The sequence below is a fragment of the Streptomyces sp. NPDC107498 genome, from assembly GCF_055582805.1.
The window spans coordinates 85,391-110,180 of sequence record NZ_JBVJPE010000010.1 but is presented as its reverse complement, the minus strand read 5'-3'; the positions used below and the strand labels follow the sequence as shown (position 1 = coordinate 110,180).

Sequence of the window (24,790 nt, the reverse complement as noted above, 5' to 3'; positions counted from 1 at the left end):
CGGACGCCGGTGCTGGAGTGACCGTCATGGAACCCCAGCACCTGCGTGACCTCCACGACCTCCAGCTGCGCCGCGGGGCCCGCCCCGACGGGCCCGGCTGCCGCGTCGAGCACGTCGACGGCGTCGTCCGCCAGACCGGCCCCGCGCACGCCTGGAACGGCGTCCTCTGGTCCGGGTCCGACGCGCACGACGCCGACCGCGTCATCGCCGCGCAGATCGAGCACTACCGCGCCGCCGGCCTGTCCTTCGAGTGGAAGCTGTACGCGCACGACGCCCCCGCCGACCTCGGCGAACGGCTCCGCGCGGCCGGCTTCGCCTCCGAGGAGCCGGAGACCCTGATAGCGGCCGAGGCCGCGGCCCTGCCCCGGGAGGTCCCGCTCCCCGAGGGCGTCGAGCTCCGCGCGGTCACCGACGAGGCCGGGGTCCGCCAGGTCGTCGAGGTCCACGAGCGCGCCTTCGGCACCGACGGCTCCCGTCTCGGACGCCGGCTCCTGGACCGGTTCGCGGCCGACCCCGACACGGTCACCGCCGTCGTCGCCCTCGCCGCGGGGGAACCCGTGAGCGCCGCCCGTCTGGAGCTGTACCCCGGCACGGACTTCGCGGGCCTCTGGGGCGGCGGCACCGTCGAGGGCTGGCGCGGCCGGGGCCTCTACCGCGCCCTCGTCGCCCACCGCGCCCGCGTGGCCGCCGACCGGGGCCACCGCTACGTCCAGGTCGACGCGGCGGACACCAGCCGCCCGATCCTCCGGCGCCTGGGCTTCCTGACGCTGACGACCACGACGCCGTACCTGTACGAGGTCTGAGGCCTAGGGGGCGTCGTGCTCGTGCGCGCTCACCACGGCCCGCAGGAGTCCCGGGAAGCGCTCCTCGAACTCCTCGCGGCGCAGGGCGTTCATGCGGGAGGTCCCCGCGTAGTGCTGGCGGATGAGGCCGGCCTCGCGCAGGACGTGGAAGTGGTGGGTGGCCGTGGACCTGCTGACCGGCAGGTCGATGGTCCCGCAGGCCAGGTCCTCGCGCGCCGCGTACAGCTCGGCGACGATCCGGCGCCTGACGGGGTCGACCAGGGCCTCCAGGACCTGCTGCAGGCCGATCTCGTCCATGTCGGGGTGGGGCGGGACGCGGTCCCGCCGGGCGGTGCCCGTGGCTGCTCTCATCGTCGTGTCGACCTCCGGGAGCATCGTACGACAGGGATCAAAGTTTTATGAACATCAAAGTTTGACACTGGTCGAACCTTGCGCTTGGCTGGGGCACGGCGGCGGAGCGGCCCGCGCGCCGCCGTCACCGAGCGGGGAGGGGAAGTCCGATGAGCAAGGCCAGGACGGTGCGGTTCCACGAGCACGGCGGTCCGGAGGTGCTCCGCCTGGAGGACGTGGAGGTGGGCGAACCCGGCCCCGGCGAAGTCCTCCTCCGGGTGGAGGCCATCGGTCTCAACCGGGCCGAGGCGCTCTTCCGCTCCGGCCACTACATCGAGCCCGTCCGGCGCTTCCCCGCCCGGATCGGCCTGGAGGCGGCGGGAGTCGTCGAAGCCCTCGGCGAGGGGGTGAGCGGGCTCGCGACCGGGCAGGCGGTGAGCGTCGTGCCCTCGTTCTCGATGAACGACCACGGCGTCTACGCCGAACGCGCCGTCGTCCCGGCGGCCTCCCTCGTCCCCCGCCCCGAGGGCCTCGGTCCCGTCGAGGGCGCCGCCGTCTGGATGCCGTACGTCACGGCGTACGGCGGACTGGTCGAGGTCGGCGGGGCGCGCGCCGGGGACACCGTCGTCCTGACCGGAGCCTCCAGCAGCGTCGGCCTGGCCGCGATCAGGACCGCGCACCGGATCGGCGCCGTGCCCCTCGTCACCACCCGCACCCGGGCCAAGAAGGACGCCCTGCTCGCGGCGGGAGCGGCCGAGGTGATCGTCACCGACGAGGAGGACGTCGCCGAGCGCGTACGGGACCTCACGGGCGGGCGCGGCGCCGACCTCGCCTTCGACGGGGTCGCGGGCCCCGGCGTCACCGACCTCGTCAGGGCCGTCGCCCCCGGCGGCACCGTGCTGCTCTACGGAGCCGTGAGCGGGCTCCCGACCCCGTACCCCGGCTTCGACCTCGGGATGCCCGCCGTCTCCCTGCGGACCTACACGATGCCGGAGACGACCGGGGACCCGGAGCGGCTGCGCCGGGCCCGCGCCTTCGTCGAGTCCGGACTGCGCACCGGCTTCTTCGAACCCGCCGTCGACCGCACCTTCACGCTCGACGGGATCGTCGCGGCGCACCGGGCCATGGAGGCGGGCCACCAGGTGGGCAAGATCGTCGTGACCGTGCCCCACTGAGGTCCCGGAGCGGTCAGGCCGTCCAGTGCGCGGGGCGGTCGAAGCCCTCCGGGAGACGGGTCGCCGCGCTCCCGCGCGCCGAGTTCAGCTGGGGCTGCGTCAGGAACAGCGCGCCGGTCAGGTCCGCGCCCGACAGGTCGGCGTCCCGCAGATCGGCGCCGATCAGGTCCGCGAGCGACAGGTCCGCCCCCGTCAGGTCGGCCGCGATGAGCAGCGCCCCGCGCAGGTCCGTGCCCCGCAGCTTCGCCCCGCGCAGCCGCTTGCCGATCAGGTCCGCCCCGCGCCGGCTCTTCGGCCGGCCGCCGGCCGTGGCGCGGACCAGTTCGCTCGTCCTGAGGAGCAGCGGATTGACCCCGGCGCGCACCGCGGCCACGTCCAGCTTCTCCAGGGCGTCCGGCGTGCCCCCGGCGAGCTCCTCGACCCGGGCCAGCGCGGCCCGCAGCTCGGCGTGGACGGGGCGGGCCGTCCGCAGCGCCAGGGCCTCGGTGAGGTGGCGCAGCAGCTCGTGCAGCTGGCGCACCACCGGGAACACCTCGTACATCTGCCGGGCCGTCTCGGGGGCCTCGCGCCAGGACACCCCGCCGAAGGTCACCTGGGAGACCCGCTGGCCGGCGCCGAAGCAGTCGTACACCGTGCAGCCCTGGAAACCGCTCGGCCGCAACCGGGTGTGGATCCCGCAGCGGAAGTCCTTCCGGAGGTTCCGACAGGGCTCGCCCGACGCCTTGTCCACGGCGAAGTCGGCCGACCTGGCGAAGGGCAGCGCCACGCAGCACAGGCCGAAGCAGTTCGCGCAGTCGCCGCGCAGTGCGGATTCCCGGGTGTCGGGCACGGTGAGACGGTTCCTTCGCGGTCGGGGGAGGACCGACCCACCGTATCGCGCCCCCGGTACCGCACGGCCCGCCCGGCGCCGTGACCTCGCGCTTCGGCCCCGCGCCCGGCCGTCGTGCTCTCGGCGAAACCGATTGCGGTGCCCCACCGGCGCCGGTGAGGATCGGCGGCATGCCGACGTTCACGACACATGACGGAACCGAACTCGCCTACCGCGTCCAGGGGGAGGGGGAGCCGCTCGTGTGCCTGGCGGGCGGGCCGATGCGCGACGCCGGCTACCTCGGGGACCTCGGCGGACTCTCCGCCCACCGCGCCCTGGTCCTGCTCGACGCCCGCGGTACCGGGGCGAGCGCCGAGCCCGCGGACCCCGGCACGTACCGCTGCGACCGGCAGGTCGGCGACGTCGAGGCCCTCCGCGTCCACCTCGGCCTGGACCGGATCGACCTCCTCGGCCACTCGGCCGGCGGGAACCTCGCCGTCCTGTACGCCGCCGCCCACCCCGAGCGGATCCGCTCCCTCGTCCTCGTCACCTCCGCCGGACGGGCCCTCGGCGTCGAGACCACCGACGAGGAGTGGGACGAGGCCGCCGAGGTCTTCGCCGACCGGCCCTGGTACCCCGAGGCCAGGGCCGCCCTCGACGCGCTCGGCCCCGACACCCCGCTGCGGCGCGTCAAGGAGGTCACCGCCCCCTTCGCCTACGGCCGCTGGGACGCCGCCGCCCGGGAGCACGCGGCGGCCGGCGGGCGGGAGACGAACTGGGAGGCCGCCCCGGTCTACCACGGCGAGGGCGCCTACGACCCCGGGGCGACCCGCCGCGCGCTCACCGCGCTCACCGCGCCGGTCCTGGTCCTGGCGGGCGAGTGCGACGCGGGCCCGACGCCCGCGAAGGCCGCCGAGGCGGCGGCCTCCTTCCCGCACGCGGAGCTCGTCGTCCAGCGGGGCGCCGGACACTACCCCTGGATCGACGACGCCGGCGCCTTCGTCCGCGCGGTCGTCGCCTTCCTCGACCCGGCCGTGCGCACGGTCACCGTGGACGGCGTACGGCTCGCCCACCGGGTCGCGGGAGCCGAGGACGCCCGGCCCGTCGTCCTCGTCCACGGCCGCGGCGAGTCCAGCGCGACCTGGGCGGAGGTCATCGAGGACCTGGCCGTCGACCACCGGGTGTACGCGGTCGACCTGCGCGGCCACGGCCTCAGCGACCGGCCGGGCCGCTACGGCTTCGAGGACTTCCGCGACGAACTCGGCGGCTTCCTCAAGGCCCTCGGCCTCGTCGGCGCCACCGTCGTCGCCCACTCGATGGGCGCCGGCGCCGCGCACCTCCTCGCCCAGCGCGAACCCGGCCTCATCGGCCGCCTCGTCCTGGAGGAGGCGCCGGCCTTCGTCCCGCTCGACCCGCCGCGCCCGGTGGCCGAGCGCCCCGAAGGTCCCCTCGCCCTCGACTGGGACGTCGTCACGACCACCGACGCCCAGCTGAACGTCCCCGACCCGGCCTGGCGCGAGGGGCTCGCCGCGATCACGGCACCCACCCTCGTCCTCGCCGGCGGCCCGACCAGCCACATCCCGCAGGACCAGCTGGCCGGGCTCGTCGACCGCATCCCGGAGGCCCGTCTCGTCACGATCGAGGCCGGCCACCTCGTCCACGACGCCGCACCCGCCGCGTTCCTCACGGCGGTGAGGGAGTTCGGCCTCTGAGCGCCCCGGGCGCGCCCCCGCACGTCCGGTACGACCGTCACGGGGCCCCTCGGTCGGACCGGTCCGCGTCCGCCTCCACCGCCACCGCGCGGGCCCAGCGGTAGTCGGCCTTGCCGCTGGGGGAGCGCTGGATGCGCTCGGTGAGCACCAGCTGGCGGGGGACCTTGTAGCCCGCCAGCTGCTGCCGGCAGTGGATCTGGAGGGACTCCAGGCCCAGCGGCGGGGCGTCCGGGCGGAGTTGGACGACCGCGGCGACGTGGTTGCCCCAGCGGGCGTCGGGGACACCGGCGACCAGCGCGTCGTACACGTCGGGATGGGACTTCAGGGCCTGCTCCACCTCCTCCGGGTAGACCTTCTCGCCCCCGGTGTTGATGCACTGCGAGCCGCGTCCCAGGACGGTGACCACCCCGCCCTCGTCGACGGTCGCCATGTCGCCGAGCAGCACCCACCGCACCCCGTCCCGCTCGAAGAAGGTCTCGGCGGTCTTGGCCGGGTCGTTGTAGTAGCCGAGCGGGACGTGGCCGCGCTGGGCGAGACGACCGGTCTCGCCCGGCGCGACGGGGGCGCGGGTCGCCGGGTCCACGACCTGGGTGCGTTCGTTGACGTGCAGCCGGAAGCCCCGGGCCGGACCGGAGTCGTCGGTGGCGCGCCCGTTGGAACCGGACTCGGTGGAACCGAAGTTGTTGAGCAGCAGGACGTGCGGCATGAGCTCCTGGAGCTCGGCCCGCACCGTCTCGGACATGATCGCCCCGGAGGAGGAGAGGCTGAAGAGGGCGGACAGGTCCGTGCCTTCGAGCGGTCCGCGCAGCGCGTCCACGAGCGGGCGCAGCATCGCGTCCCCGACCAGGGAGATGCTGGAGACCTTCTCCTTCTCCAGGGTGCGCAGCACCTCCTCGGGCACGTACTTGCGGTGCAGGACGACCCGTTGCCCGTAGTTGAGGGCGATGAACGCGGTCAGCGTGGAGGTGCCGTGCATGAGGGGCGGCGCGGGGAAGAAGGTGATGCCGGCGCCGCCGGCGGCGACCCGCTCCGCCAGCTCCTCGGGACGCTTCACGGGCTCGCCCGAGGGGTCGCCCCCGAAGAGGCCCGCGAAGAACAGGTCCTCCTGGCGCCACAGGACGCCCTTGGGCATGCCGGTGGTGCCGCCGGTGTAGATGACGAACAGGTCGTCGGGCGAGCGGGGGGCGAAACCCCGCTCCGGCGCTCCGGCGGCCTCCGCCTCGGCGAACGGCACGCAGTCGAGTGCCGGGGCGTTCTCGGGAGGGGTCCCCACCCTCACGAGGTGCCGCAGCTTCTCCGTCTGCGGCAGCGCCGCCGCGACCCGGTCGGTGAACTCGGCGTCGAAGACGAGCGCCGCCAGGTCGGCGTCCCGGTAGAGGTAGACGAGTTCCTCCTCCACGTACCGGTAGTTCACGTTGACCGGGACGATCCGCGCCTTCAGGCAGGCGAGGACGGTCTGCAGGTACTCGACGCCGTTGTACAGGTGGAGGCCGAGGTGCTCGCCGGGCCGGACGCCCGCGCCGATCAGGTGGTGCGCGATCCGGTTGGCGGCGGCGTCGAGCCCGGCGTAGGTGAGCCGCCGCTCCTCGCCCGTGCCGGGGTGGTCGACGTACACCAGCGCCTCGCGGTCGGGGACCACGTCGACGACCGATTCGAACAGGTCGGCAAGGTTGTACTCCACCGTTCCTCCTGACCCAGGTTCGCCGGTTCACATGGACGTGGCGGTCATTAGAGCGTCGACCGGTCACCGGGGGAAGGGGACGCACAGAAGAATCTGACTGAGTGTCAGAAAACTATTGAACTGGACCCCCGGCTCCTGCAACCTGTTCCAGAACTGGAGACGGGAGGCCCCCATGGGCGGCACCGAACACCTCAGCGTCCGGCGCGAAGGCGCCACGCTCGTCCTCACCCTGAACCGGCCCGAGGCCAAGAACGCCCTCTCGCTGCCGATGCTCGTCGGCCTGTACGACGGCTGGCTGGAGGCCGACGCCGACGACACCGTCCGCTCGGTCGTCCTCACCGGCGCGGGAGGCTCCTTCTGCGCCGGCATGGACCTCAAGGCCCTCGCCGGGAAGGGCATGGCGGGCGAGCGGTACCGGGACCGGCTGAAAGCCGACCCCGACCTGCACTGGAAGGCGATGCTCCGGCACCACCGGCCCCGCAAGCCCGTCATCGCCGCCGTCGAGGGGTACTGCGTCGCCGGCGGCACCGAGATCCTCCAGGGCACCGACATCAGGATCGCCGCCGCCTCCGCCACCTTCGGCCTCTTCGAGGTCCGGCGGGGCCTCTTCCCCATCGGCGGCTCCACCGTCCGCCTGCCCCGCCAGATCGCCCGCACCCACGCCCTCGAAATGCTCCTCACCGGCCGCCCGTACAGCGCCGACGAGGCCGCCGCCATCGGCCTCGTCGGCCGGGTGGTCCCCGACGGCACCGCCCTGGACGCGGCCCTCGACGTCGCCGAGCGCATCAACGCCTGCGGACCGCTCGCCGTCGAGGCGGTCAAGGCCTCCGTGTACGAGGCGGCCGAGCTGACGGAGGCGGAGGGGCTCGCCGCCGAACTGAAGCGGGGGTGGCCGGTCTTCGACACGGCGGACGCGAAGGAGGGGGCGAGGGCGTTCGCGGAGAAGCGGACGCCGGTGTACCGGCGGGAGTGACCCCTTCCGCACCCCTCCCCCCCCACACCCGGCACCCCTGTGCACCCCTACCGAGGAGCCCCGCCCATGACCGTCACCGATCCACCGGAGGCCCTCCGCGCCTCCCTCGTCGTCGAGTTCCCCTTCACCCGTTCCCTCGGCCCCGTGCAGTCCGCCTTCCTCACCGGCCTGCGCGAGCGCACCGTCCTCGGCGTGCGCACCGAGGCGGGCGAGGTGCTCGTCCCGCCCGTCGAGTACGACCCCGAGACCGCCGCCGAACTCCGCGAACTCGTCGAGGTCGCCCCCACCGGCACCGTCACCACCTGGGCCTGGAACCCCGAGCCCCGTCCCGGACAGCCCCTCGCGACCCCCTTCGCCTGGGTCCTCGTGCGCCTCGACGGCGCCGGCACCGCCCTCCTCCACGCCCTCGACGCCCCCGGTCCCGAAGCCGTCCGCACCGGCCTGCGGGTGCGGATCCGCTGGGCCGCCGAACGCTCCGGCGCGATCACGGACATCGCCTGCTTCGAACCGTACGAGAGCACGGCGGAGCACGAACCGGCCCCGCACGACGGCCGGTTCGAGGCCCCCGTGACCGGCATCGTCGCCCCCGCCCGCCTCGACTACACCTACAGCCCCGGCCGCGCCCAGACCCGCTATCTGCACGGGCTCGCCGAGCGCCGCACGGTCGGCGAGCGCTGCCCCTCCTGCGCCAAGGTGTACGTGCCTCCCCGCGGCGCCTGCCCCACCTGCGGCGTCGCCACCACCGACCGGGTCGAGGTCGGCCCCCGCGGCACCGTCACCACCTTCTGCATCGTCAACATCAAGGCCGCGCACACGGCGAACCTCGACATCGAGGTCCCGTACGTCTACGCCCACATCGCCCTCGACGGCGCCGGTCTCGCCCTCCACGGCCGCATCGCCGGGATCCCGTACGACGAGGTCCGCATGGGCCTGCGCGTCGAACCCGTGTGGAGCGAGGACGGCCGCTACCCCGACCACTACCGGCCCACCGGCGAACCCGACGCCGACTACGACACGTACAAGGAGCTGCTGTGAGCCGGGACGTGGCGATCGTCGCCTTCGCCCAGAGCGACCACCGACGGCACACCGACGACCTCTCCGAGGTCGAGATGGTGATGCCCGTGCTGCACGAGGTCCAGCGACGGACCGGCCTGAAGGCCGCCGACATCGGCTTCACCTGCTCCGGTTCCTCCGACTACCTCGCCGGACGCCCCTTCTCCTTCACCATGGCCCTCGACGGCGTCGGCGCCTGGCCGCCGATCTCCGAGTCCCACGTCGAGACGGACGGGGCCTGGGCGCTCTACGAGGCCTGGGTGAAGCTCCTCACCGGCGAGGCCGACACGGCCCTCGTCTACTCCTACGGCAAGTCCTCGGGCGGCTCCGTCCGCGACGTCCTCACCCGCCAGCTCGACCCGTACTACCTCGCCCCGCTCTGGCCCGACTCCGTCGCCCTCGCCGCCCTCCAGGCCCAGGCCCTCCTCGACGCCGGGGACGCCGACGAGCCCGCCCTCGCCGCGATCGCCGCCCGCAGCCGCGAGGACGCGAGGACGAACCCGCACGCCCAGCTGCCCGGCGCCCGCCCCCAGGGCGGATACGCCGTCCATCCCCTCCGCACGGGCGACTGCCCCCCCGTCGGCGACGGCGCCGCCGCCGTGATCCTGGCCGCCGGCGACCGGGCCCGCGAACTGTGCGGGCGCCCCGCCTGGATCCGGGGCATGGACCACCGGATCGAGGCCCACTCCCTCGGCGTCCGCGACCTCACCGACTCGCCCTCCACCCGCCTCGCCGCCGAACGCGCCGGAGCGTTCGACCGGCCGGTCGACACCGCCGAACTCCACGCCCCCTTCACCTCGCAGGAAGTCGTCCTCAGGAAGGCCCTCCGCCTCGACGACGGCGTGCGGGTCAACCCCTCCGGCGGCGCCCTCGCCGCCAACCCCGTCATGGCCGCGGGGCTGATCCGGCTCGGCGAGGCCGCCGCCCGCGTCCACCGCGGCGAGTCCGACCGCGCCCTCGCCCACGCGACCTCCGGCCCCTGCCTCCAGCAGAACCTGGTCGCCGTCCTGGAAGGAGAGAACCGTGCCTGAGGAGCCCGTCGCCGTCGTCGGCATCGGCCAGACCAAGCACGTCGCCGCCCGCAGGGACGTCTCGATCGCCGGACTCGTCCGCGAGGCCGCCCTCCGCGCCCTGGAGGACGCCGAGCTGACCTGGGCGGACATCGACGCCGTCGTCCTCGGCAAGGCCCCCGACTTCTTCGAGGGCGTCATGATGCCGGAGCTGTACCTCGCCGACGCCCTCGGCGCGGTCGGCAAGCCCATGCTCCGGGTCCACACCGCCGGCTCGGTCGGCGGTTCCACCGCCCTCGTGGCCGCCAACCTGGTCTCCGCGCGCGTGCACCGGACCGTCCTCACCCTCGCCTTCGAGAAGCAGTCCGAGTCCAACGCCATGTGGGGGCTCTCCCTGCCCGTCCCCTTCCAGCAGCCCCTGCTGGCCGGCGCCGGAGGCTTCTTCGCCCCGCACGTGCGCGCGTACATGCGCCGCACCGGCGCCCCCGACACGATCGGCTCCCTCGTCGCGTACAAGGACCGGCGCAACGCCCTCAAGAACCCGTACGCCCACCTCCACGAGCACGACCTCACCCTGGAGAAGGTCCAGGCCTCCCCGATGCTCTGGGACCCCATCCGCTACTCCGAGACCTGCCCCTCCTCGGACGGTGCCTGCGCCATGGTCCTCACCGACCGCGCCGGAGCCGACCGCGCGCCACGACCGCCCGCCTGGGTGCACGGCGGGGCGATGCGCAGCGAACCCACCCTCTTCGCCGGCAAGGACTTCGTCTCCCCCCGGGCCGGCCGGGACTGCGCCGCCGACGTCTACCGGCAGGCCGGCGTCACCGACCCCCGGCGGGAGATCGACGCCGTCGAGATGTACGTGCCGTTCTCCTGGTACGAACCCATGTGGCTGGAGAACCTCGGCTTCGCCGAGGAGGGCGAGGGCTGGAAGCTCACCGAGGCCGGGGTCACCGAGCTCGACGGCGACCTGCCCGTGAACCCCTCGGGCGGGGTCCTGTCCACCAACCCCATCGGCGCCTCCGGGATGATCCGCTTCGCCGAGGCCGCGCTCCAGGTACGGGGGGACGCCGGCGAACACCAGGTCGAGGGCGCCCGCCGGGCCCTCGGCCACGCCTACGGAGGGGGCGCCCAGTTCTTCTCCATGTGGCTCGTGGGGGACACCCCGCCCACCGGCTGAGCTCCCGCGCCGGGGCCTACCCTGGCCCGCATGAACGCGGAACGTGACCTCACCCGGCTCCTCGCCGGGATGCGCCCGGAACTCGACCCCGGCCGCTACGTCTTCACCACGGTGGACGGCCCCGCCCCGGCCGGGGTCGCCCCCGTCGTCACCGTCGCCGAACCCGAGGGCCTCACCCTCGTCGTACGGCAGGAGGAGGCGGACGCCGCCGGCCTCCCGTACGACTACGTGGCCGGCCGGATCACGCTCCGGGTGCACTCCGCGCTCGACGCCGTCGGACTCACGGCGGCCGTCGCGGGCGAGCTCGCCGCCGAGGGCCTGAGCTGCAACGTGGTGGCCGGGTTCCACCACGACCACCTCTTCGTCGAACACGACCGCGCGGGGCGGGCGTTGGACCTCCTGAACCGGCTCTCGCGCCGGTCGGCCGACCCGGCCGCAGACCCGGCGGTCGGCCCTGTCGACGATTCGGTCGCATGAGCGCGACCGGTCCCGCAGGCCCCGCCCCGCGCACGGGGCCTGCGGACCCGGTCGTCCTCGCCGGGGCCGCCACGGGGCGATCCCGGCGACGTCGCCGTCCCCGCCGACCTCCCGGGGTCGAACGGACGCTCTCCGTGACCGCCGGAACCTCCGGGCCGCCGTGTGCGTGAAGCTCCCGGAGGGGTCCGCCGGCCGGTCCGGCCGGTCACCCGCGGTGCACGGGCCGGTCCGGGCCGCCCCGCCCGGGCCGGCGGGGCGGAGGACCGACGGCCCGGCGAGCGGCGACGCCCCGGGGCGGCGCCCGGCGCGTCGCGTCGTGCGCCGGGGCACGTACCATGGCCGTATGTCCTTCCTCCGCCGCCGCAGCGCCGCCACCCCCGCGGGCCCGGACTTCGACGTCCTGGCCATGGACCCGGGGGACTGGCCCGGCAATCTGGGCGCCGGCCTGCTGCCCGCCCCCGACGGCTCCTGTCAGGGCGTGTTCCTCCGCTACGACCTGTTCGGCGGCCGCGGACCCGCGATGATCATCGGCAACCTCCCCGAGGGCTCCCCGGCGCGTGAGCTCGCCGACGGCCAGATCCCCTTCGAGGTGGCGCAGCTCCTGGCCGCCCTGGAGAACGACGAGCCGGTCGAGGTCCTCGACACCGAGGACATGCCCGTCATGCAGGGCGACAACCTCCTCATCGTCCGCCGCCTCAAGCTCTCCGAGAGCCGCATCTCCTGCGTCCAGTTCGACCGCAGCGACAACGTCCTCGTGACGATCGCCAGTTGGGACCGGCCGATCACCGACGACCTGTACGCGCTGCTCAAGCCGCTGCCCGCCGAGCTGTTCCAGCAGGGCTGACGGGGGCGGGGCCGATGAGCGCGCGCGTCGACGCCTGGATCTGGGCGGTCCGCCTCACCAAGACCCGCTCCCAGGCCGCGGCCGCCTGCCGCGCCGGACACGTCAAGGTCAACGGCGAGCGGGTCAAGCCCGCCCAGGCCGTGAAGCCCGGCGACGAGGTCCGGATCTTCCACGGCGGCCGGGAGCGGATCGTCGAGATCAAGGAGCTCCACACCAAGCGGGTCGGCCCGCCGGTCGCCGTCGAGGCGTACGTGGACAACAGCCCGCCCCCGCCGCCGCGCGAACACGTCGCCGTCGCCGCCGTGCGCGACCGGGGCGCGGGGCGTCCCACCAAGCGCGAGCGCCGCGAACTCGACGAACTGCGCGGCCGGCGCCCCTGAGGCGGACCGGCGACGGGTGCCCCCGGGGCGCGCTGACGAGCGCGCCCCCGATCCGGCCGGACCCGAAGGCCTCCGGGACCCTCCCGGAGGCCTTCGGCACGCGTCAGCGGGGCCCCGCGCCGAGCAGCTCGGAGATCCGCGCCGCCGAGGTGCCGAGCCCCCTCGGCCCGCGCCGCAGCAGGGCGCCGCCGCTGCCCGCCCGTACGTCCTCCGCGCCGTAACGCCGCACCTTCCGGTGCCAGTTGAGGACGCCCGCGAGCCAGTCCTCCAGCTCCCGCAGGTACGCCTCGAAGGCCTCCCGTCCCGTCGCGTCGAGCCCGAACTCCTCGTACAGCAGGGGGACCTCGCGCTGCTTCAGGTTCTCGTACTGGCGCAGCCGCCCCCGCATCAGGTCGTCGACCATCGACACCGCGGTCGGGTAGTCGCAGTCGAAGAACTTCTGGAGCACCAGGACGCCGTTGTGCACCTCGCCCTCGACCTCGACCTCCTTCTGGTACGAGAAGAGGTCGTTGACGAGCGCCCCGTAGTCCATGACCGCGTTCTCCAGGCTGCGCACCGTCCCCGACCGGAACAGCTCCGGCGGCAGCGTCCCCTCCTGCCGCAGCCGGCACAGCAGCGTGGTCAGCTCGGAGCCGAAGGTGCTGCGCCGCATCTCGACGTAGTCGACCGGGTCGGGCACCCGGTGCTGCACCACGTTGTGCATCTCCCACATCCAGCTGTCGAGCATCAGGTCGAGCGAGGCCCGCAGCTGCGCCAGCGCCGAGGGCGCCGTCGTGGCGGCGGTCCGCTCCCAGACGTCGGCGAGCGCGCGCTCCAGGGGGTTCGCCGCGTGCGCCGCGCCGGCCGCGGGCTCGTCGAGCGGCATGCACGCCTTGAGCCGGTCGGTCTGCTCCTTCGCGCCGGCCAGGCCGCCCGTCCGCCCGAAGACGGCAGGGTAGTAGTCGTCCGCGTAGGTTCCCCAGGTCAGCCAGTCGGCGCTGAGCTTCAGTTCGTCCGGGGAGGCGTCCGGATCGAGGCCCGCCGCGCACAGCGCGAGGTCGAAGCCCTCCGCCATCGGCCGGTCCCAGAGGTCGTCGAGGAGGCCCGTCCGCTCGGCCCAGTCCACCGTGTGCCGCGCGGCCTCCTGGTGGTGGGGGTTGAGCGTGAGCGGGTACGGCAGCTCGAACTCGGGCAGCAGCGAGGGCCCCACGTGCTGGTGCGGCACGTGCGTGAACGCCCGGTGCCGGGCCGCCGCCGGCCGTCCGAACAGGGTCCGGACGTCGAGCGCGGAGGTGCCCAGGACCCCGTCGAGCCGCGAGGGCCCCGCGACCATGCCCTCGTTCATGTAGCGGCTGGAGCGCATGTGCCACTCGTGACCGCCGGACTGCCAGTCCTGGAGCCCCTTCGCGTACGCCGCGACCGCCGCGCACTCGGCCGGGCTCAGCCCCTTCTCGGCGGCGAGCAGCGGCACTTCGGTGAGCGCGGTGTTCTCGAACTGCTGGACCCGCGAGGTCAGCAGGTCGTTGACGGCGTTCGCCGCCTCCTGCGTCGTGCAGCCGAGGAACCGCTCCAGGACGAGGACGCCGTTGCTGTTCTCGCCCTCCTCCTCCACCTCCCGCTGGTAGGAGAAGAGGTCGTTGCGCAGGTGCACGGCGTCCGAGAAGGCGTCCCTGAGCACCCGCAGCGGCCGGGAGCGCGCCACCCGGGCGGGCACCTCGGCCCCCGCCGCGTACTCCACGAGACCGGCCGACCAGGGCGCGCCGCCCACCTTGCGGCGCATCTCGATGTACTCCAGGGGGTTGGCGACCCGTCCGTCGTTGATGTTGTCGAGCTCCCACAGGGACTCGTACAGCAGGTGCTCCGTCGCCTCCGCGAACCGCACCCGCCAGCCCTCGGACATCGCCGGGACCGTCCGCCGCCAGAGGTCGGCGAGGCCCGCCTCGACGGGGTTGGCCGGCTCGGGCATGCCGGTCGCCGGGTCCGCCGGCATGAACAACGGGAGCCGGTCGAGGTACGCCTTGCTGCCGGCCCGGTCCTGGGTGCGCTTGAAGACCTCCAGGAAGTGGTCGTCGAAGAAGAAGACCCAGGTGTACCAGTCGGTGACGAGGTTCAGCGCCTCCTCGTCGCAGTCGGGGTGGGTGTACGAGCAGAGCAGCGCGTAGTCGTGGGACGCGAGGTCGTGCTCCTCCCAGACCCCCGAGCCCTCCAGCATCCCCATCTCCCGCGCCCAGTCACGCGTGTGCGTGCGGGCGACCTCCACGTGGGGATTGAGCCGTGCCGGATGCGGAACATAGAAATCCGGCATAACGAAGGGCTGAGGCATTTCCTGGGGGGCCTTCCGGTGGGCTGGGGTGGTGACCGGCCCAGCCTTACCCGTCCCCCGGGCGGCGCACGCGACCTCCTGAATAGTCGTATGAACGGCCAAGGGGTGGTGCCGGACCCCACGGTCGGCACCACCCCGCACCTTTCGGCCAGACCTCCGTCAGCCCTGGGAAACCCGCACGTCAGCGGCCTTCACAAAGGCCACTCGATGGCCGAACTGGATCTCGTAGTAGTCCTCCTGGCCCCGGACCACGGTGTGCCCGCTGGGGTCGAACACCGGAGCGAAGTAGTACTCGCCCGGCGTGCGGCCCCCCACCACGTACCGCTGGCCCGCGAGCAGCTTGTACGGCAGCGGCGACACCGACTGCACCGGTACGCCCGCCGGATACGCCGAGGCCTCCGGATACGCCCGCCCGTACACCGGCACCTCCGCCAACCCCTCCCGGGGCGTCAGGACCCGACCGCGCGCGTTCACCGCCGTCGGCTCCTTCGCCGGGTTGAGGAACCACGCCTTCTGCCCGAGGTACCAGACCGCCGTCCAGTCCCCCCGCCGCTCCGCCACCGCGAAGCTCTGCCCGGTCGAGGCCCGCGCCCCCGTGTCGTTGACCCCGGTCGTGGAGTCCTGACCGCCCGGCCGCAGACCGACGTCCTTCACCAGGGGCGCGTCGGCGCTCGGCGCGGTGTGCAGCCGCACCGCCCCGCTGCCGTGCGGCACGCACGCCTGCCCCGCCGTCGCACAGCCCGTGTAGACCGGCTGGTGGGACGCGTAGTCGGGCCGGACCGTCACCACGCCCGCGTGCGGACCGGCGCTCGGGGTGATCGGACGACCGAGCAGCCGGAAGTAGTGCGCCCAGTCCCAGTACGGCCCCGGGTCCGTGTGCATGCTCTTGATCGTGGACGCCGTCGTGCCCGGCACGTTGTCGTGGCCCAGGACGTGCTGCCGGTCCAGCGGGATGTCGTACCGCGCGGCGACGTACCGCACCAGGCGCGCCGACGTCCGGTACATCGCCTCCGTGTACCAGGAGTCCGGCGAGGTCAGGAAGCCCTCGTGCTCCAGGCCCACCGACTTGGCGTTCACGAACCAGTTCCCCGCGTGCCAGGCCACGTCCTTCAGCGGCACGTGCTGGGCGATGTGCCCGTCGGAGGAGCGCAGCGAGTACTGCCAGGACACGTAGGTCGGGTCCTGCACCAGCTTCAGGGTGGTCCTCCAGTCGGCCTCGGTGTCGTGGATCACGATGTAGTCGATCGACTGGGAGGCGGGCCGGTTCGCCTTGTCGTGGTTGCCGTAGTCGCCGTCGCCGAACTCCTCGTACGGCGCCGGGACCCACTCGCAGGCCACCGACGACGGGCACTCCACGGGCCCGGCGGCCGGCCGGCGGAGGCCCAGGGCCGCCACCTGACCGGTCTCGGGCGCGACGGCCGGGGCGGCCGGCAGCGACACCACCTGTCCGCTGTCCGTGGTCCGCGTCTCCCCGGTCCGGATCACGTCGAACACGTCGTTCGCGTACGCCGTCGCCGTCGCCGAGTCGTCCGCGCCCGAGTAGCGCGCCACCGCCCCGTACCAGTCGGCCGGGTCCACGCTCGCCGGTAGGCCGGCCTCGCGCTGCGCCGCCGCGAGCAGCGCCGCCCCGCCCTCGATGTTCGCGGCCGGCACCGTGCGCAGCTCCTCGGCCGGGATCCCGGACAGCGCGGACGCCCGCTCCAGGGTCCGCAGCCCCTCCGGCAGCCGCTCGGGCGCGGGCACCGGGACGTCTCCGCCGGTGCGGACCGGACGGGCGGAGTCGCCCCGGGCGTCCTCCCCGCCCTCCGAGTGGTGCGGGACGGACCGGGCCAGCGCCGTCACCGCGTCCGTCAGGTGCATCGGCCCGTAGCCGCCGGTCACGCTGGGCGCACCGCCGTGGGTGTCCCACCGCGACTGCAGGTACGAGACGGCGAGCAGCACGCTCTCGGGCACGCCGTGACGCCCCGCCGCCCGGGCGAACTGCCCCTGCAGGACACCCGCCTCGGGCACGTCGGCGCCGGCGGGCGGGGCGGCGGACAGCAGGGGGAGCAGCAGGGCGGCGGACGCCAGGGCCCCCACCGCCCCCGGCACACGGATCGGCGAAGGACGTCTGCGCGACGCGGGACGGGGCAAGGCAGCCTCCAGGGGCAGGGGATGACACGGGGGCGTGCGGGGCCGAACCCGTACAGGGGTATCGGCTCCCGGACGTCCCGTCAATCACGCCTGCGAGAAAGGAAGTTCCCACGTCAGGGCGGAAATGGAGGCCATGTGGCGGAGTTTCGCGGAGACGGGTCCCGGGCCTGGGGCGCGTCACCGGAGTGGACCAATGAAGGACCTCGCGGAGGGGCGCGGACAAGCCGGTGCGCCGCGTCCCGGTGTGTCGGCACCGGGACGCGGCGCACCACCCCCGTGTGGTCGGCCGGACCGCCCTTCAGCGCGTCCCGACCGCCGCGCGCACGGCCCGCCGTGCCATGGCGCAGTCGTCGTGCAGCCGCCTCAGCAGCAGCCGCTGTTCCTCGCCGGGCGCGAGCGCCCCCGAGGGCACCGGCACCGAACCGGCCGGCGGGGCCTCCTTCATGGTGCGCTGCACCGCCGTCTCGTAGGTGCGGATCTCCCGCGTCAGCACGATCATCAGGTTCACCAGGAAGGCGTCCCGGGAGGCCGGGCCCGCCTGCTGGGCGAGCCCGCTGACCTGGCGCCGGGCCAGCGGCGCGTCACCGAGCACCGCCCACAGGGTCGCCAGGTCGTAACCGGGCAGGTACCAGCCCGCGTGCTCCCAGTCGACGAGCACCGGCCCGGCGGGGGAGAGCAGGATGTTGGAGAGCAGGGCGTCGCCGTGACAGAACTGACCCATGCCCTGACGGCCGCCCGCGTGCGCCAGACCGTGCAGCAGCTTCTGCAGGTCGTCCCGGTCCCGGTCCGTGAAGAGCCCGAGCTCGTGGTACCGGGCGATCCGGGCGCCGTAGTCCAGCGGCGCGTCGAAGGTCCCGGCCGGCGGCCGCCAGGCGTTGAGCCGGGCGATCGCGCCGAGCGCGGCCCGCACGTCGGCCCGCGGCGGAGCCTCGACGGGGTGGCGCGAGAGCGCCGCCGCCCGTCCGGGCATCCGCTCGATCACCAGCGTGCAGTTCTCCGGGTCCGCGGCGATCAGCCGCGGCGCCCGCACCGGAGGACGGTGCCGGACGAAGGAGCGGTAGGAAGCTATCTCGTGCCGGAACCGCTCGACCCAGGCGGGGGAGTGGTCCAGTAAACACTTCGCGACCACCGTCGCCCGCCCGGTCGTGCCGACGATCAGTACGGAACGGCCGCTGCGCCGCAGCACCTGCACCGGGTTGAACTCCGGGCAGATCCGGTGGACCGACGCGATCGCCGTCTTCAGCTGCGCCCCCTGGGGGCCGGACAGATCGATTCTCCCGCTGACCGGCTGGGTACCGGTGCCGGCCGCCCAGCGCCTCGGCCTGACGGCCTGGGGCGCGGGGGCGGGGGCGAGGTACGGGCCGGCGCCTGCCGGGACGATGCGGTGCTGCGGCCGGGGCGGGGCGGACACGGAGGACGATGCTGTGTACATGGAGGTGACAGATCCCTTCGTGCGCCGACGAATTGCGTGCGTCGCCCCGCCCGCCCCCGGTCCGCACCCTGGGGAATGAGGGCCGGTCGGCGGGGCGGGGTGGCGCGTTCCTACCTGACACCCGGGCGCGGGTGGCGGAACATCCAGCGCACCCTGGCGAACCCTGGCGAATTGTCGCCAGGCCTATGACAGAGGGCTACTGTCAACTCAGCCGAGAACCTGGGGGCTTAGACGTGACCGGACAAACCAACACCCGCCTGGCAGACCTGTTCGGCCTGGCCGGCTGGTCCAAGGGCGAACTCGCGAGGCTCGTCAACCGGCAGGCGGCGGCCATGGGCCACCCCCAGCTGGCGACCGACACCTCGCGGGTGCGGCGGTGGATCGACCGGGGCGAGACCCCGCGCGATCCCGTCCCCCGGGTGCTGGCAGCACTGTTCACCGAGCGACTCGGCCGTGTCGTGACCATCGAGGACCTCGGGTTCGTACGACACGGGCGTGCCGGAAAGAAGCAGGACGTCAGGAAGACGGAGAACCCTGACGGATTGCCCTGGCCACCCGATCGTGCGGCGGCGGTCCTCACCGAATTCACGGGAATGGACCTCATGCTCAACCGACGCGGCCTGGTGGGCGCGGGTGCCGCGCTTGCCGCCGGCTCCGTACTCAGCAACGCCATGCACGACTGGCTGCAGACCGACCCCGCACGCAAGGGCGTCGCTCCGCGGGCCACCGATCCCCTCCATGCCGACCCCGCCGGGTTCGACCGCTACGAGGCCGCCCCCATCGGGTCGGAGGAGATCGAGGCCCTGGAGCACTCCGTGGTGGTGTTCCGCGCCTGGGACGCCTCCCGGGGCGGCGGCCTCCAGCGCAAGGCGGTCGTGGGCCAGCTCAACGAGGTGGGCGGCATGCTCGCCTACCGCCACGCCGACCACCTCCAGCGGCGCCTGTGGGGCGTCGCCGCCAACCTCGCCGTCCTCGCCGGCTGGATGTCCCACGACGTCGGCCTCGAACCGACGGCGCAGAAGTACTTCGTCATCGCCGCCCACGCGGCCCGCGAGGGCGGCGACCGGCCCCGGGCCGGCGAGGCGCTGTCCCGGGCCGCCCGCCAGATGGTGCACCTGGGCCGGCCCGACGACGCCCTCGACCTGATGAAGCTCGCCAAGGCGGGCTCGGGCGAGCGGGTGCTGCCCCGCACGCAGGCCATGTTCCACACCATCGAGGCCTGGGCGCAGGCCTCGATGGGACGGGGACAGGCCATGCGGCGGACCCTCGGCGAGGCCGAGGACCTCTTCGTCTCCGACACGGGCGAGGAGAAGCCGAGCTGGATGCAGAACTTCGACGAGGCCGACATGCACGGCATGCAGGCCCTCGCCTACCGCACCCTCGCCGAGCACGACCCGGCCGCGGCGATCCCCGCGCAGCGCCACGCCAAGCTCGCCATCGAACTGCGGCACGGCGGGCACGAGCGGTCGAAGCTCTTCGACCACATCTCGCTCGCCTCGGCCTGCTTCATCGCCGACGACCCGGAGCAGGCCGACCGGTACGCCCGGCTCGCCCTCATGTCCATGGGGGACACCTCGTCCCACCGGACCTGGGACCGGTTGCGGGAGATGTACCGGCTCACCGGCCAGTACGCGGGCTACTCCAGGATCGAGACCCTGCGCGAGGAGATCGAACTGGCCCTCCCCAGGTCGCCCGTCAACCGCCCCAGGGCGGGGCAGGTCTGAGCCTCCCCGTCCGGCGGGCACGGAGGGACTCGGGAAGGGCTCTCGTCACCGTGCGGGACGGGGAGGCCCGGGGGACGTTCTTCACCGTGCGTCACGGAGAGGCCATGCGTCACGGGGAGGCCGTGCGTCACGGAGAGGCCCCTGCGTCACGGAGAGGCTCGGGAAGGGCTCGTCGACGGGTGGCACCGGTTCCCGGTTCCGGCGCGGGTGGCCTCAGCCCCGGCGGGCGACCCGGACCACCATCACGCAGGCGTCGTCCTCGCGCGGCTCCTCGCCGAACTCCTCCACCACCGCGCGCACGCCGTCCTGGGCGTCCCGCGCCTCCGCGAGCCGGGGGCCGAGGGCGAGCAGCCGTCGCGCGCCCGCGTCGTCGTCCGTGCCGCCGCCGCGGGTCAGCCCGTCGGTGTGCAGGACCAGCAGGTCGCCCGGGAGCAGCCGGGTCTCGGCCTCGCCGTAGGCGCCGCCGGTCGTCGCCCCGAGCAGCACGCCCTCGGGCCGCCGGAGGGCGTACCCCGTCCCGTCGCGGAAGAGCAGCGGGGCGGGGTGGCCGGCCTGCGCCCAGACCAGGGTCTGGGCCACCGGGTCGTAGCGGCAGCACATCGCGCTGCCGAGCGCGGGCTGTACGGAGGTCTCCAGGAGCTGGTTGAGGTGGCCCATCAGCGCGGCGGGCCGGATGCCGGCGACGGCCATGCCGCGCAGCGCGCCGAGGAGCATGGCCATGGAGGAGGTCGCGGCGACCCCGTGGCCCGTCAGGTCGCCGACGGTCAGCAGCGCGTCCCCGTCGGGCAGGGCGAGCGCGTCGTACCAGTCGCCGCCGATCAGGCCGGTGCTGGCGGCCGGCAGGTAGTGCGCGGCCACGTCGAGCGGGGCGGGGCCGTCGTGGGCGAAGCGGAGCGAGCCGCGCCAGGGCGGGAGGACCGCCTCCTGCAGCTCGACGGCGACCCGCCGCTCGGTGAGCTCGACGTGGCGGCTGCGCTCCAGGCTGTCCCGGCTCTCGCGGACCGCCCGCTCGCTGCGCCGCAGCTCGCTGACGTCGCGCAGGACGGCCCACATGGAGGCGGTGCAGCCGTCGGTGTCGAGCACGGGTTCACCGGTCATGTGGACCGTGCGCACCCGGCCGTCCGTCCGTACGATCCGGAACTCGCCGTCGATCGGCTTCCCGTCGATCAGGCAGTCCGTCACCATGCCCTGGAGGACGGGCTGGTCCTCGGCGAAGACCATCGTGGGCATCTCGTCGAGCGACATCGGGCCGCTCTCGGGGAGCCGTCCGAAGATCTGGAACAGCTCCTCGGACCAGCTGACCTCATCGGTGAGCAGGTTCCACTCGGCGCTGCCGACCCGGGAGAGCAGCGAGCCGGTCCGGGGCGGGGCGGCCACGCCGTACGCCGTGCCGGGGTCGGTCGCGAGCGCGGTGTCGGCGACGGCCTCCTCGTGGCAGCCCTCGGGGTCCGCGCTCGCCGGGACTCCGGCCCGGAGCTGACCCAACTGGGCGCCCAAGTCGTCGAGTTGATGGACCGCCAGGTCGCACAGGGCTCGCTGCCACCGCTGTCGGGGGTCGTCCTCGTCCGCCACGGAGTCCCGGCGGACGGCGTCCACCTCGCCGCGCAGGCGGCGGGTCTGCGAGATCAGCGCGTCCACCGCGCCCGGCTCCGGCGGCTGGGCGGGGCGGTCCGCGAACAGAGGGGACGGCATGTCGTACTCCGATACAGGCGCGGCGCGGCCAGGTGGGGAAGGAGGCCCGGAGACGACTGTGGCACAGCCCGGGACGGCCCGTAAGGGATTCGGCAACACTCGATCCGGTGGTGCTTCTGTCATATGCCAAAGGCCCGGCGATTATCGGACAGGGCGGGACCCGTTACGGTGCTGGGGTGGTGAACGACGGCGGAAACGGCACGGTGGGCGCGGGGGCGACGGTCGCGGGCGGGGTGGTCGCGGGAGGTTCGGACGTGCGTACGGAGACGGACGCGGGAGCTCCGGGAAGCCTCGCCCCCGACCCCCGGAGGCCGGGCGCGGGTGCCGGTACCGGCGTGGGCGCCGTGCCGGACGGGCGGGGCTCGGCGGGGGGCGATGGGGGTGCGCCGGCAGACGGTTCGGGCGCGCGCACGGACGCGCGTGCAGACGTGCGTACGGATGTGCGTACGGAAGCGGGTGCGGCGGTCGTGAGTGCGGTCGGCACCGCCGTCCTGCTCGCGGCCGCGCCCGCCGGCCGGGGCCGTGCGATGGACGCCGCTTCGGTGCTGCCGGCGCTCGCCGCCGTACCGCCCGGGGTCCTCACCGGCACCACGGCCGCCACGGTCGTCGAACTCGCCGATCCGCTCGACCCGCAGACCGTGCTCACCCGCCTCCGCGCGGCGGCCGCGAGCCCCGGGCCCCTGGTCGTCTGCCTGGCGGGCCAGCTCCACCTCGACCGCCGCCAGCAGCTGCCCCACCTCGCCCTCGCCCGCACCACGCCGGCGACCCTCCGCTACACCGCGCTGCCCTGGCACTGGCTCGCCGGCGAACTCGGCTCCCGGCCGCCCGGCACCACGACCGTCGTCGCGGACCTCGCGGCCGACCAGGACGTCTGGCAGCGCCTCGCCGCCGCGCCGGGGCTGCTGCACCTGGGGCCCGGCCCCCTCCTCCACGCGCGCGTGGTGCCCGCCCCGCGCAGGGGCGAGCCCACGACCCCCGCATACCTGCGGGCCTGGGCCGAACTCTGGCGCTCCGGAGCCCGGTTGACGCCGTCCGCGGCGCACGCCGAGGCCGCTGCGCGGGCGGTGGCGGTGGCACCCGCACCGGCACCGGTCTTCCTCACGCCCGGGCTCGCGCCTCCACCGGCACCCGTGCCCGCGAGGAGCCCGGCCCCCGTTTCCGCGGTCCTCCCGGGATCCGCTCCCGCGGCGGGCCCGACGCCCGTTCCCGCGACGCGCCCGACACCCCCCGCGACGACCCGCCCCGCACCCGCCCCGGCGGCCGCACCCCTGCCCGTGACCGTGACCCGCCCCGCACCCCTGCCCGTGACGCCTCCGGCGCCCGTGTCCGCCGGTGCGGGCGGACCGGCGGCCGTGCAGGACCCGCACCCCGCGATCCTCGCCGCCGCCATGGCCGGGCGGCACGGGGAGGCGGCCGCGGTGGCGGCGGCCTGGGAGAGCGAGGCCCTGCGCCGCCACGGGCCCCGGTCGAGGGAGGCCGTGCACTGGACGGAGGTGCGGGCCGACCTCGCCCGTCTGGCCGGGGAACCGGCCCGCAGCTGCGAACTCTGGCTCGCCGCCGCCGAGGCCCGGCTCGGGCTGGGCCAGCGGACGGACGACCCCGACGTCGAAGGGGCCGTCGACCGGGCCCACCACCAGTGGGAGCAGATCGGCGACCCCGCCCGCGCCCGCGCCCTCGGCCCCGTCCTGGTCGACCTCCGCCGACGGGTCCCGGGCCGCCGGCCCGGCGCACTGGCCGCCCTCACCCGCCGCATGGGCTGACGCGGCCGGACAGGAGCGAGCGGCGGCCCGCCCCCGCACGCCTCCGTACGCACGACCGTCCGAGATCCCCGTCCCCGAAAGGCCGCCGCGTGACCTCGCTCGCCACCGTCCAGCGCTCGCTCGCCGATCCGTCCGTACGCCACCCGCTGTGGCCGCCGCTCACCCGGGGCTGCCCCGTCACCTCGACCGAGGACGTCGCGTACCCCCTCGACATCGACTACGCCTACGACCGGGTCCCCGCCGACCTGTTCGCCCGACCGGCCGCCCACGGCCTCGAACGGTGGGCCCCGCTGCTCCCGCCCCTCGCCGCGCCCGGCCTGGGCGAGGGCAACACGCCCCTGGTCGAACTCCCCGACGGCGTCTGGATCAAGGACGAGTCCCGCAACCCCACCTGGAGCCACAAGGACCGGCTCAACCGGGTCGCCGTCAGCGCCGCCGTCGCCTCGGGGGCCCGGGGCATCGTCGTCTCCTCGTCCGGCAACCACGGTGCGGCGGCCGCCGCCTACGCGGCCCGGGCCGGACTCCCGTGCGCCGTCTTCACCTCCCCGTCCGCCCCGCCCGCCGTCGCCTCCCACCTGCGCGCGTACGGGGCGACGGTGCTGACCGTCCCGTTCGAGTCGGTGCGCCCGCTGATGCGCCGCATCGTCGACGAGCTCGGCTTCCAGAGCGTCAGCAGCGTCACGGACACCGCCCACACCGGGCACCCCTTCGGGCCCGAGGGCTACAAGACCCTCGCGTACGAGCTCGCGCTCGGTCTCGGGCGCGCTCCGGCGGAGGTGTACCTCCCCACGGGCTACGGCGAGTTGCTCTTCGGCGTGGCCAAGGGCTTCCAGGAGCTCGCGCGGCTCGGCGTCACCGGATCCGTCCCCCGCGTGCACGCGGCCGAACCCGCCGCGGCCGGCGCCCTCACCGAGGCCCTGCGGACGGGTCGACCCGTCGCCCGCGTCCCCGTCGGGCCGACCGCCGCGTACGCCATCGACTGCGAGGTCAACAGCTACCGGGGCGTCCTCGCCGTACGGACGACCGGGGGAGCGGCCCGCACGGTGACCGACGGTCAGATGGCTTCCGCACGGGCGGAGTTGGCGGCCCAGGGCATCTGGTGCGAGACGTCCTCCGCCGCCGGGCTCGCCGCGCTCCGCGCCCACGGGGGACGCGAGGCCGACGGCCCGGTGGTGTGCGTGGTCACCTCCAGCGGTTACAAGGACATCGCGACGGCGAAGGAGTCCTTCGCGCCGACGGCGCCGGACTGGGAGCCGATCAAGGCCGCCCTGACGGCCGCCGTGGACGGCGAGCCGCGCTGACCGGCGTGCCGCGTCGGCCG

General features: G+C 74.6%; 20 protein-coding genes. 13 read left to right on the top strand and 7 right to left on the bottom strand.

The window, feature by feature from the left end:
• Positions 1-26 precede the first annotated feature (26 nt).
• Positions 27-803, top strand: coding sequence for a GNAT family N-acetyltransferase (locus ACZ66Z_RS19380; RefSeq protein WP_469935462.1), 777 nt, complete (start codon positions 27-29; stop codon positions 801-803).
• Positions 804-806: 3 nt separating this feature from the next.
• Here the strand turns inward: ACZ66Z_RS19380 and ACZ66Z_RS19375 are convergent, their stop codons facing one another.
• Complete coding sequence (locus ACZ66Z_RS19375; RefSeq protein ID WP_469935460.1) at positions 807-1,154, bottom strand: ArsR/SmtB family transcription factor; 348 nt, start codon at positions 1,152-1,154, stop codon at positions 807-809.
• A gap of 149 nt (positions 1,155-1,303) precedes the next feature.
• On the opposite strand from ACZ66Z_RS19375, the gene ACZ66Z_RS19370 reads away from it, so the two are divergent.
• Positions 1,304-2,308 carry a zinc-dependent alcohol dehydrogenase family protein gene (locus ACZ66Z_RS19370; protein WP_469935458.1) on the top strand — a complete coding sequence of 335 codons (1,005 nt, stop codon included), beginning with the start codon at positions 1,304-1,306 and terminating at the stop codon, positions 2,306-2,308.
• A 13-nt stretch (positions 2,309-2,321) separates the two neighbouring features.
• On the opposite strand, the gene ACZ66Z_RS19365 is transcribed toward ACZ66Z_RS19370, so the two are convergent.
• On the bottom strand, positions 2,322-3,137 hold the full coding sequence (locus ACZ66Z_RS19365; protein WP_469935456.1) for a pentapeptide repeat-containing protein: 816 nt from the start codon (positions 3,135-3,137) through the stop codon (positions 2,322-2,324).
• Between the two features lie 170 nt (positions 3,138-3,307).
• Here ACZ66Z_RS19365 and ACZ66Z_RS19360 point away from each other — a divergent pair, with 170 nt between their 5' ends.
• Positions 3,308-4,828, top strand: a complete 1,521-nt coding sequence (locus tag ACZ66Z_RS19360) for an alpha/beta fold hydrolase (RefSeq protein WP_469935454.1) — start codon at positions 3,308-3,310, stop codon at positions 4,826-4,828.
• 37 nt (positions 4,829-4,865) lie between these two features.
• Here the strand turns inward: ACZ66Z_RS19360 and ACZ66Z_RS19355 are convergent, their stop codons facing one another.
• Positions 4,866-6,509 carry an acyl-CoA synthetase gene (locus ACZ66Z_RS19355; RefSeq protein WP_469935452.1) on the bottom strand — a complete coding sequence of 548 codons (1,644 nt, stop codon included), beginning with the start codon at positions 6,507-6,509 and terminating at the stop codon, positions 4,866-4,868.
• 172 nt (positions 6,510-6,681) lie between these two features.
• On the opposite strand from ACZ66Z_RS19355, the gene ACZ66Z_RS19350 reads away from it, so the two are divergent.
• From ACZ66Z_RS19350 to ACZ66Z_RS19320, 7 genes are all read left to right on the top strand, one after another.
• Positions 6,682-7,482: a crotonase/enoyl-CoA hydratase family protein gene (locus ACZ66Z_RS19350; RefSeq protein ID WP_469935450.1), complete on the top strand. Its 801-nt coding sequence runs from the start codon at positions 6,682-6,684 to the stop codon at positions 7,480-7,482.
• Positions 7,483-7,548: 66 nt separating this feature from the next.
• Positions 7,549-8,517, top strand: a complete 969-nt coding sequence (locus tag ACZ66Z_RS19345; RefSeq protein ID WP_469935448.1) for a Zn-ribbon domain-containing OB-fold protein — start codon at positions 7,549-7,551, stop codon at positions 8,515-8,517.
• Entirely contained in the window at positions 8,514-9,566 is a 1,053-nt protein-coding gene (locus ACZ66Z_RS19340) for a thiolase domain-containing protein (RefSeq protein WP_469935446.1), read from the top strand. The genes ACZ66Z_RS19345 and ACZ66Z_RS19340 overlap by 4 nt, the downstream gene beginning before the upstream one ends.
• A complete protein-coding gene (locus ACZ66Z_RS19335; protein WP_469935444.1) occupies positions 9,559-10,725 on the top strand; it encodes a thiolase domain-containing protein in 1,167 nt (388 codons plus the stop codon). Before ACZ66Z_RS19340 ends, ACZ66Z_RS19335 begins: the two co-directional genes overlap by 8 nt.
• Positions 10,726-10,755: 30 nt before the next feature.
• On the top strand, positions 10,756-11,202 hold the full coding sequence (locus ACZ66Z_RS19330) for an ACT domain-containing protein (RefSeq protein ID WP_469935442.1): 447 nt from the start codon (positions 10,756-10,758) through the stop codon (positions 11,200-11,202).
• Positions 11,203-11,545: 343 nt separating this feature from the next.
• On the top strand, positions 11,546-12,046 hold the full coding sequence (locus ACZ66Z_RS19325) for a hypothetical protein (RefSeq protein ID WP_030688984.1): 501 nt from the start codon (positions 11,546-11,548) through the stop codon (positions 12,044-12,046).
• Positions 12,047-12,060: 14 nt separating this feature from the next.
• Positions 12,061-12,426: an RNA-binding S4 domain-containing protein gene (locus ACZ66Z_RS19320; protein ID WP_030688986.1), complete on the top strand. Its 366-nt coding sequence runs from the start codon at positions 12,061-12,063 to the stop codon at positions 12,424-12,426.
• Between the two features lie 103 nt (positions 12,427-12,529).
• On the opposite strand, the gene ACZ66Z_RS19315 is transcribed toward ACZ66Z_RS19320, so the two are convergent.
• The 3 genes from ACZ66Z_RS19315 to ACZ66Z_RS19305 form a co-directional block, all read right to left on the bottom strand.
• Entirely contained in the window at positions 12,530-14,728 is a 2,199-nt protein-coding gene (locus tag ACZ66Z_RS19315) for a terpene synthase family protein (RefSeq protein ID WP_469935439.1), read from the bottom strand.
• A 159-nt stretch (positions 14,729-14,887) separates the two neighbouring features.
• Entirely contained in the window at positions 14,888-16,819 is a 1,932-nt protein-coding gene (locus ACZ66Z_RS19310; RefSeq protein WP_469935438.1) for an N-acetylmuramoyl-L-alanine amidase, read from the bottom strand.
• 340 nt (positions 16,820-17,159) lie between these two features.
• Complete coding sequence (locus ACZ66Z_RS19305) at positions 17,160-18,293, bottom strand: aminoglycoside phosphotransferase family protein (protein WP_469935436.1); 1,134 nt, start codon at positions 18,291-18,293, stop codon at positions 17,160-17,162.
• Between the two features lie 233 nt (positions 18,294-18,526).
• Between ACZ66Z_RS19305 and ACZ66Z_RS19300 the strand changes: the two genes are divergently transcribed.
• Positions 18,527-20,017 carry a DNA-binding protein NsdB gene (locus ACZ66Z_RS19300; RefSeq protein ID WP_469935434.1) on the top strand — a complete coding sequence of 497 codons (1,491 nt, stop codon included), beginning with the start codon at positions 18,527-18,529 and terminating at the stop codon, positions 20,015-20,017.
• 213 nt (positions 20,018-20,230) lie between these two features.
• On the opposite strand, the gene ACZ66Z_RS19295 is transcribed toward ACZ66Z_RS19300, so the two are convergent.
• Entirely contained in the window at positions 20,231-21,709 is a 1,479-nt protein-coding gene (locus ACZ66Z_RS19295; protein ID WP_469935432.1) for a PP2C family protein-serine/threonine phosphatase, read from the bottom strand.
• 467 nt (positions 21,710-22,176) lie between these two features.
• On the opposite strand from ACZ66Z_RS19295, the gene ACZ66Z_RS19290 reads away from it, so the two are divergent.
• Together ACZ66Z_RS19290 and ACZ66Z_RS19285 are read left to right on the top strand one after the other, a co-directional pair.
• The gene (locus ACZ66Z_RS19290; RefSeq protein ID WP_469935430.1) at positions 22,177-23,469 is read left to right on the top strand and encodes a hypothetical protein; all 1,293 of its coding nucleotides are present in this window, start codon (positions 22,177-22,179) and stop codon (positions 23,467-23,469) included.
• 89 nt (positions 23,470-23,558) lie between these two features.
• The gene (locus ACZ66Z_RS19285) at positions 23,559-24,770 is read left to right on the top strand and encodes a threonine synthase (RefSeq protein ID WP_469935428.1); all 1,212 of its coding nucleotides are present in this window, start codon (positions 23,559-23,561) and stop codon (positions 24,768-24,770) included.
• The last annotated feature ends 20 nt before the right edge of the window (positions 24,771-24,790 follow it).